At 66.3% G+C, this 8,503-nt stretch carries 5 protein-coding genes and 1 pseudogene; 4 read left to right on the top strand and 2 right to left on the bottom strand.

Going from position 1 to position 8,503, the window contains the following annotated elements:
- Positions 1-176: pseudogene (locus ACTNBU_RS11970) on the top strand (IS5/IS1182 family transposase); the annotation flags it as partial.
- Positions 177-273: 97 nt separating this feature from the next.
- Here the strand turns inward: ACTNBU_RS11970 and ACTNBU_RS11965 are convergent.
- Positions 274-891, bottom strand: coding sequence for a DUF1643 domain-containing protein (locus tag ACTNBU_RS11965; RefSeq protein ID WP_441034259.1), 618 nt, complete (start codon positions 889-891; stop codon positions 274-276).
- Positions 892-1,023: 132 nt separating this feature from the next.
- Here ACTNBU_RS11965 and ACTNBU_RS11960 point away from each other — a divergent pair, with 132 nt between their 5' ends.
- From ACTNBU_RS11960 to rpmE, 3 genes are all read left to right on the top strand, one after another.
- Entirely contained in the window at positions 1,024-4,350 is a 3,327-nt protein-coding gene (locus ACTNBU_RS11960; protein WP_441034257.1) for a PD-(D/E)XK nuclease family protein, read from the top strand.
- Positions 4,343-7,918: a helicase-exonuclease AddAB subunit AddA gene (gene addA / locus ACTNBU_RS11955; protein ID WP_441034256.1), complete on the top strand. Its 3,576-nt coding sequence runs from the start codon at positions 4,343-4,345 to the stop codon at positions 7,916-7,918. The genes ACTNBU_RS11960 and addA overlap by 8 nt, the downstream gene beginning before the upstream one ends.
- Before the next feature lie 150 nt (positions 7,919-8,068).
- Positions 8,069-8,272 (top strand): 50S ribosomal protein L31, encoded by a 204-nt coding sequence (gene rpmE / locus ACTNBU_RS11950; RefSeq protein ID WP_021748737.1) that lies wholly within the window; start codon positions 8,069-8,071, stop codon positions 8,270-8,272.
- A 15-nt stretch (positions 8,273-8,287) separates the two neighbouring features.
- On the opposite strand, the gene ACTNBU_RS11945 is transcribed toward rpmE, so the two are convergent.
- Positions 8,288-8,503: hypothetical protein (locus ACTNBU_RS11945; RefSeq protein WP_441034254.1), on the bottom strand; the 216-nt coding region annotated here is incomplete at its 5' end.

Genomic DNA, 8,503 nt, shown 5'->3' with positions numbered 1-8,503 from the left:
ACGCGATGCGTTATACACAGTACAGAGGCTTGGCCCAAGTAACAAAATGGGTGAAGCTTAAATTTGCTGCCATGAACCTCAAAAAAATGGCAAGGTGGAAATGGAATGACTTTGCCCATTTCCTATTTTCGATTCTATTTTCCCGAATATGTGCTGAAAACCCGGTTGCCGCCTAATTGCACAACCGGGTTTCTCGACAGCCTGAGAGCAGCTCCGTTCTGAAACGGAGCTGCTCTTTTTGCAGCAAGGGAGAGTTTTGGAAACGCGCACCCCTCATCGGGCCGCCAGATAGCCGTCCATGTCGAAGGGCTGGAGGACCGTGCCCCGCTTCAGGTACAGCGGGTGATGGGGATGGCCGGATTTCAGCGGCGGTCCGGCGGAGTACCAGACGGCCCCGACGTCCCGGGCCATGGCGGCGAAGTCCCGGACGCAGTCCAGGAGATACGCCCGCTTGTCGATGATGTTCCCCCAGGCGGCCCACACTGCCGGATGGTCCGACAGGGAGAGGAGATAGGCGAAGGCCTTCCGGTTCTCCGCGTGGAGGTCCGGATTCAGGGACGGCTCCATGTCGTCGGGGATGGTGGCCCGCTGGGCGTAGACGTTGAACATGAGGAAGCTGTCGTACCCGCTGGACAGGGCTATCCGCTGGGCGGACTGAAGGGTGGGGTCCAGATGGTCCGGCGCGGCGGTGGAGGGGTTGATGCCCACGCAGATCAGGGGCCGGGCACCCCGGGTGCCCAGAATGTACCGGTATTCGGAGTAGACATTGGGCACGTACAGCCACTGATTCACGTCGTAGTCCGGGGAGGGCCGCAGGGCGTCGGACAGCGCCTGGTCGAAGCGGCAGAGCGCCAGATCGGCGGTGACGCCGCTGGGGATATGTCTGGCCATGATGGGAAACGCTCCTTTGACTGGGATGGTGGGTACAGCATACCACGGATCGGCAAAAAACGCAATGTGCGCTGTTTTCTGAGCAGGGGATATGGTATAATGGCCGTAATCAAAAACAAAGGAGAAAACGCCATGCTGACCATTCTCATGGGCCGGGCCGGGACCGGAAAATCCGCCCGGGTCCTGCGGCAGATCCGGGAGCTGGGAGACAGCGGCCGGCAGATCCTGCTGGTGCCGGAGCACGCCTCCCACGCGGCGGAGGTGGATCTGTGCCGGGCCTGCGGCGACACCGCCAGCCGCCACGCGGAGGTGCTGAGCTTCCGCCGTCTGGCCACCCGGGTGCTGACCCGCACCGGCGGTCTTGCGGACGTGACGCTGGACGCCGGCGGCAAGCTGCTGACCCTTCAGAAGGCCCTGTGCGAGGTGGCGCCGGAGCTGAAGCTCTACCGCCGTCCCTCCCGGAAGGCGGCGTTTCTGGAGGACCTGCTGGCCCTGTTCGACGAGTTCCAGAGCTACGAGGTGACGCCGGAGGCCCTGGCGGCGGAGGGGGAGGCCCTGTCCGGCGCCACCGGGGACAAGCTGGCGGACCTGAGCCTGCTGTACGGCGCCTATCGCTCCCGGCTCTGCCGCCCCGGACTGGACGCCCGGGACCGGATGAGCAAGCTGGTGGACCATCTGGAGGAGTCCGGCTACGTGGACGGGAAAGACCTGTTCATGGACGGCTTCACCTATCTCAACGCCCAGGAGCAGCGGGCGGTGGGCGTGTTTCTGCGCCGGGCGCGGTCCGTCACCGTCACGCTGCTGGGAGAGGCCAAGGGCGGACGCAGCGAGATCTTCGAGGCGTCCTACCGTACCCGGGACACTCTGATCCGTCTGGCGGCGGAGGCGGGCTGTCCCTGTGAGGTGGTGTATCTCTCCGGCGGGCCGGATGACACGCCGCTGGCCCGTCTGGAGCGGTGCTTCTACGGGGAGAACCGCCCCTGGGAGGGGGACACGGGGGACGTCATCCACCTGCGGGAGGCGGCGGATCTCTACACCGAGGTGGAGCAGACGGCGGCGGACATCCGGCGTCTGGCGGCCTCCGGGCAGTACCGCTACCGGGACATGGCCGTCTCCGCCCGGAACATGGCGGACTATGAGTCCACCATCCAGAGCGTGTTCCAGCGGTACGAGATCCCGGTGTATCTCAGCCGCCGCAGCGACATTCTGGACACTCCGGCCATGACCCTCCTCACCGGCGCGCTGGCGGCGGTCACCGGCGGCTGCGAGTACGAGGACATGTTCCGCTTCCTGAAGACGGGACTGGCGGGCCTGACCCCGGCGGAGTGCGACCGGCTGGAGAACTACGCCCTGACGTGGGACATCCACGGCTCCATGTGGCTGAAGGAGGACGACTGGACCGCCAATCCCGACGGCTACGGCGCGGACTGGGGAGAGCGGCAGACGGCGGCGCTGGAGGACATCAACGCGTTGCGCCGCCGGGTGCGGGAGCCGCTACTGTTGCTGAAGAACGGATTGAAGGACGCGGACACCGCGGCGGAGAAGGCGGACGCGGTGTACAGCTTTCTGGAGGCGGTGGACCTGCCCCGTGCCCTGGAGGAGCAGATGGACCGGCTGGCTCAGGCGGGCCAGCTTCAGCGGTCTCAGGAGACGGCCCAGCTGTGGGAGATCCTCTGCGGGGTGCTGGATCAGTTCGTGGAGATCCTGGGGGACGAGCGGATGGACACCGATGAGTTCGTCCGGCTGCTGCGGCAGGTGTTGACCCAGTACAGCGTGGGCACCATCCCGGTGTCGCTGGATCAGGTGAACGTCAGTGAGATCACCCGGAACGACCGACACACGGTGAAGGTGCTGTTCCTGCTGGGGGCTAACGACCATGTGCTGCCCGCCCCCGGCACCGGCGGCGGCATCCTCAACGACGACGACCGGGACCAGCTGGTGGCCCGTGGCCTGCGTCTGGCCCCCCGGGGGATGGAGCGGCTGAGCATGGAGCTGCAAAACATCTACGCCTCCCTGGCCCAGGCCACGGAGCGGCTCACCGTCAGCTATCCCGCCTCGGACGTCACCGGGGCGGAGCTGCGGCCCGCCTTTGTGGTCGGACGCATCCTGGCGCTGTTCCCCGCCCTCCGGGTGGAGCGATCGGATGACCGGGCGGAGCGGCTCACCGCCCCGGTCCCGGCGCTGGAGACGGCAGGGGACCGCCCCGGCGGCGCGCTGTGGCAATATTTTGCCGGGCAGGAGGGCTTCGCCCCCCGGCTGGCGGCCATGGACCGGGCACGGACCATGGACAGGGGACGGCTGTCCCGTCCGGCGGTGCGGCAGCTCTACGGCAGTCATTTCAGCATGTCCGCCTCCCGGATGGAGCGGCTGAACTCCTGCCACTTCGCCTATTTCATGGAGTACGGCCTCCGGGCGAAGGAGCGGGTCCGGGCGGACTTCGACGCCCCTCAGATCGGCACCTTCCTCCACTTCATCCTGGAGAACGTCACCCGGGACGTGAAGGAGCAGGGCGGCTTCGCCCAGGTGCCGGACGAGACGCTGAAGGCGCTGACAGAACATTATATTGATCTTTTTGAGCAGCAGCAGTACCGGAATTTCCAGGAGCGCAGCCCCCGGTTCCGGTATCTGTTCCGGCGCCTGCGGACCACCGCCTGGGCGGTAGTGCGGGAGACGGCGGAGGAACTGCGGCACTCGGACTTCGTGCCTCTGGAATTCGAGCTGTCCTTCGGGGACAAGGGGGCCCTGCCGGCGGTGGTGATCTCCGAGCCGGGCGGGGAGCTGCGGGTGAACGGCAAGGTGGACCGGGTGGACGGCTGGCTGAAGGACGGAAAGCTGTACCTCCGGGTGGTGGACTACAAGACGGGCCGGAAGAGCTTCGATCTGGCGGAGGTCCGCATGGGCCTGGACATTCAGATGCTGCTGTATCTGTTCACCCTCCAGAAGGAGGGCGGAGACTACTTCGGCCACGACATCGAGCCCGCCGGTGTGCTGTATTTTCCGGCCAGAGACGAGGTGCTGGCGGCAGAGCGGAACATCTCCCCGGAGGCGCTGCTGGCCCTGCGGAAGAAGACCCTCCGCCGCAGCGGCCTGCTGCTGGACGACCGGGCGGTGCTGGAGGCCATGGAGCACGAGGCCCTGACGGAGCCTCACTATCTGCCCCTGCGGATCAATAAGGACGGGGATATCACGGCGGGCGTGGCTTCGGCGGCCCAACTGGGGAAGCTGAGCCGGTACGTGGACCGTCTGCTGCGGCAGATCGCCCGGGAGGTCCGGGACGGCAACATCGACGCGGACCCCTGCTGCCACAGTGAGGAGGACACCTTCTGCCAGTTCTGCCAGTGGGCACCGGCCTGCCACTTCCAGGACGGACGGCAGGGGGACCATCTGCACTACATCACGCCGGTGAAGCCGGAGGAGTTCTGGAGAGAGATCGGAGAGGAGGAGAGCGGACATGAGTGACATCCGTCTGACGTCGGAGCAGCGGGCCGTGGTGGAAAACCGGGGCGGCAGCCTGCTGGTGTCCGCCGCCGCCGGCTCCGGCAAGACCAAGGTGCTGGTGGAGCGGCTGTTCCGGTACATCACGGAGGAGGGCTGCAATGTCGATGACTTCCTCATCATCACCTATACCCGGGCCGCGGCGGCGGAGCTGCGGAGCAAGATCGCGGCGGAGTTGTCCGCCCGCCTGGCGGACGCGCCGGGGGACCGGCACCTGCGGTCCCAGCTCCTGCGGGTGTATCAGGCGGACATTCGGACGGTGGACGCCTTCTGCACCGGCCTGCTGCGGGAGAACACCCATCTGCTGACCCGGGAGGGGGACGACCACGGCCTGTCCCCGGACTTCCGGGTGCTGGACGAGAACGAGGCGAAGCTCCTGCGGGAGAGGGTGCTGGACCGGACGCTGGAGACGTTTTACGACCGTCTGGACCGGGGGGACCAGTCCCTGGCGGACACCCTGGGCTTCGGACGGGACGACCGGGCGCTGGCAGCGCTGGTGATGGAGCTGTACGAAAAGCTCCAGAGCCACGCCTGGCCGGACTGCTGGCTGGCGGAAAACCGTGCCCGCTGGGACGAACTGGCCCGGGGCGGCGGGGACTTCAGCGACACGCCCTACGCCGGGGTGCTGCTGGTGGGGATCGGCCGCCGGGCGTCCCACTGGGCGGCCCTGCTCCGCCGGGCGGCGGCGCAGATGACGGACTGTCCCGCCCTGATGAAGGGCTACGCCGGGCGGTTCCTGGACACGGCGGGGACGCTGGAAGCCCTGGCCTCCGCCGCCGAAGCGGGCTGGGAGGAGGCCCGCCAGGCCGCCGGAAAGGTGACGTTCCCCCGATTGGGCGCCGTGAAGGACGCCGACGGCGGGCCGCTGAAGGCCCGCGCCAAGCGGCTGTGGGACGGCTGCAAGGACGCCGCCAAAAAGTGGGACGCTCTGCTGGCCGTCACGGGGGCGGAGGCCATGGAGGACCTGTCCGCCGCCGCGCCCGCCATGTCCGCCCTGCTGCGGCTGACGGCGGACTTCGCCGAGGACTACCGCCGGGAGAAGCTGCGGCGGAACGCCGCCGACTTCTCGGACCAGGAGCATCTGGCCCTGACCATCCTGGTCCGGGAGGACGGGACGCCCACGGAGCTGGGGACCCAGATCGCCGCGCGGTACCGGGAGATCCTGGTGGACGAGTATCAGGACACCAACGAGGTCCAGAACGCCATCTTCCGGGCGGTGTCCCGGGACGGGAAGAACCTCTTTACCGTGGGCGACGTAAAGCAGAGCATCTACCGCTTCCGGCTGGCGGATCCCACCATCTTTCTGGATAAATACGCCCGGTTCCGGCCCTGGACGGAGGCGGCGGAGGGGGAGGAGCGGAAGATCCTCCTATCCAAGAACTTCCGCTCCCGGCAGGAGATCCTGGACGCCGCCAACTTCGTTTTTGAGAACATCCTCTCCAAAGAAATGGGGGAGATGGACTACGGCGAGGACGAGGCCCTCCACTTCGGCGCGGACTACTATCCGCCCCGTACGGACTGCGCAACGGAGTTCCATCTCATCACCGTGCCCCAGCGGCAAGCGGGGGAGGAGGAGCGTCCGGTGAAGCGCCTGACGGCGGAGGCCCGGTTCGTGGCGGAGCGCATCCGCCGCCTGCTGGACGAGAAGTGGCCCGTCACCGACGGCGGCGCCCTGCGGCCCTGCCGCCCGGAGGACATCGTCATCCTCATGCGCTCCCCCGGCAGCCGGTCTGCCGCCTACGCCGCCGCCCTGGCGGAGCAGGACATCCCCTGCGCCTTCGAGGAGAGCGGGGACTTCTTTGAGACCATGGAGGTCTCCACCATGCTGTCCCTACTGGAGATCATCGACAATCCCCGGCAGGACGTGCCCCTCATCGCGGCCCTGCGCTCCCCGGTGTTCGGCTTTACGCCGGACCGTCTGGCGGAGATCCGGGGAAAGACGCCCAAGGGGAACTTTTACGGCGCCGTGGAGGCCGGCGGCGGGGAGGACTGTGCCGCCTTCCTCCGGACGCTGGAGGAACTGCGCCTGCTGGCCCGGGACATGAGCGTCCAGCAGCTGCTGTGGCACATCTACAACCGGCTGGACGTGCTGGGTATCTTCGGCTCCATGGACGGCGGCCAGCGGCGGCGGGAGAACCTCATCGCCCTGGCGGAACACGCGGAGAAGCTGGAGAACGGCGGCTACCGGGGCGTGTTCGCCTTCGTCACCCAGCTGCGGCGGCTCATCGAGACGGGACGTGCCCCCCAGACCCGGGGCGCGGCGGACAGCGCCGGCGTCCGCATCATGAGCATCCACAAGTCCAAGGGACTGGAGTTCCCGGTGGTGATCCTGACGGATCTGGACCACGCCTTCTCCGCACAGGACTTCCAGACGCCGGTGCTGGTACATCCCATCCTGGGCCTGGGCCCTGTGCGCGTCGATCTGGACCGGAAGATCAAATATCCCACCCTGGCCCGAAAGGCCCTGGAGGAGACGCTGCTCCGGGAGAACAAGGCGGAGGAGCAGCGCATCCTGTACGTGGCCATGACCCGGCCCAGGGAAAAGCTGATCCTGGTGGACGCCATGCACTACGCCGGGACCCGGATGAAGCGGCTGGCGCCGCTGGCGTCCTGTCCGGCTCTGCCGGAGTCGGTGGGGGAGGGACGGAACTTCGCGGACTGGCTGCTGTTGCCCCTGCTGTGCCGCCCGGAGGCGGCGCCCCTGCGGGAGCTGGCGGACATGGACGTGGAGGGCCTGTACACCGGAGACACCGCCCCCTGGCAGGTGGAGGTCCACGACGGCGCGGCGTACCGGGAGCCCCCCCGCCGCCGGACGATGGAGCGGGGTGCGGCGGAGGACGAGCTGCCCTTTGACCCGTCGCTGCTGGCATTCACCTATCCCTGGGAGACGGAGACGGCCCTGCCCGCCAAACTCACCGCCACCCAGCTGAAGGGCCGGGAGGCGGACCGGGAGATCGCGGAGGAGGCGGCGGTGCCGCCGGTGCTCCAGCCCCTGACACGGCCCCGGTTCCGGCAGGAGACGGCGGGCCTCACCGCCGCCGAGGGCGGCACCGCCACCCATCTGGTGCTGCAATATCTGGATTTCTCCAATCTGGACGTGGCGGGCCAGGTGGCGGAGCTGCGGGAGCGGCATCTGCTGACGGAGGAGCAGGCCGCCGCTGTCCGAACGGCGGAACTGCGCCGGTTCCTCTGTTCGGAGCTGGCGGAGGAGCTGCGGCACTCCCCCCGGATCCTGCGGGAGTATCCATTCACCCTCCTCATGGACGCCCGGGAGGCGGACCCCGCGGCTGCCGCCGGAGACGAAATTTTATTGCAGGGCATCGTGGACTGCTGCTTTGAGCAGCCCGACGGCTCCCTGGCGGTGGTGGACTTCAAGACGGACCGGGTGTCCGGTGAGGCCCTGCGGCGGCGGGCAGAGCAGTACCGCCCCCAGCTGACGGCCTACAGCGCCGCCCTGACCCGGGTGCTGGAGCGGCCCGTGACCCGCCGGGTGCTGTACTTCCTCCACACCGGCATGGCGGTGGAGGTATAAAACCGGGTCTCCGGTGTGGGTACAAAAAATATCGAAAGAAATCAGAAAAGTCCTTGCATTTTGAAAAAGGGCGTGTTATACTGTTAAACGCCTTTGTGGGGTGAAAGCTCCATGGCGGTAGTCTGAAAGAGAAAGAGGTGAACGAGAGCAATGAAGGAAGGAATCCATCCCAATTATCAGCAGACTACGATTACTTGCGCCTGCGGTAATGTGATTGAGACAGGTTCTACCAAGAAGGATATCAAGGTGGAAGTCTGCTCTAAGTGTCACCCCTTCTTCACGGGCAAGCAGAAGCTGGTCGATACCGGCGGACGCGTGGCCAAGTTCAACAAGAAGTTCGGTCTGGACAAGTAAGTCCTGAAAGAGCGCTCATGTGTATGAATGAATCCAGTCAGATTTTATCTGACTGGATTTATTTTTCATTGCGCATGCCGGTATCCAAAAAAGAACGCTGTTTTGATTAACAAAACAGCACAGGCTGTCGAGAAACCCGGTTGCGCAATTAGGCGGCAACCGGGTTTTCAGCACATATTCGGGAAAATAGAATCGAAAATAGGAAATGGGCAGAGTCATTCCATTTCCACC

The organism is Dysosmobacter sp. HCP28S3_G4, from assembly GCF_052065175.1.
Classification (GTDB): domain Bacteria; phylum Bacillota; class Clostridia; order Oscillospirales; family Oscillospiraceae; genus Oscillibacter.
This window is presented reverse-complemented; position numbering and strand designations above follow the sequence as displayed.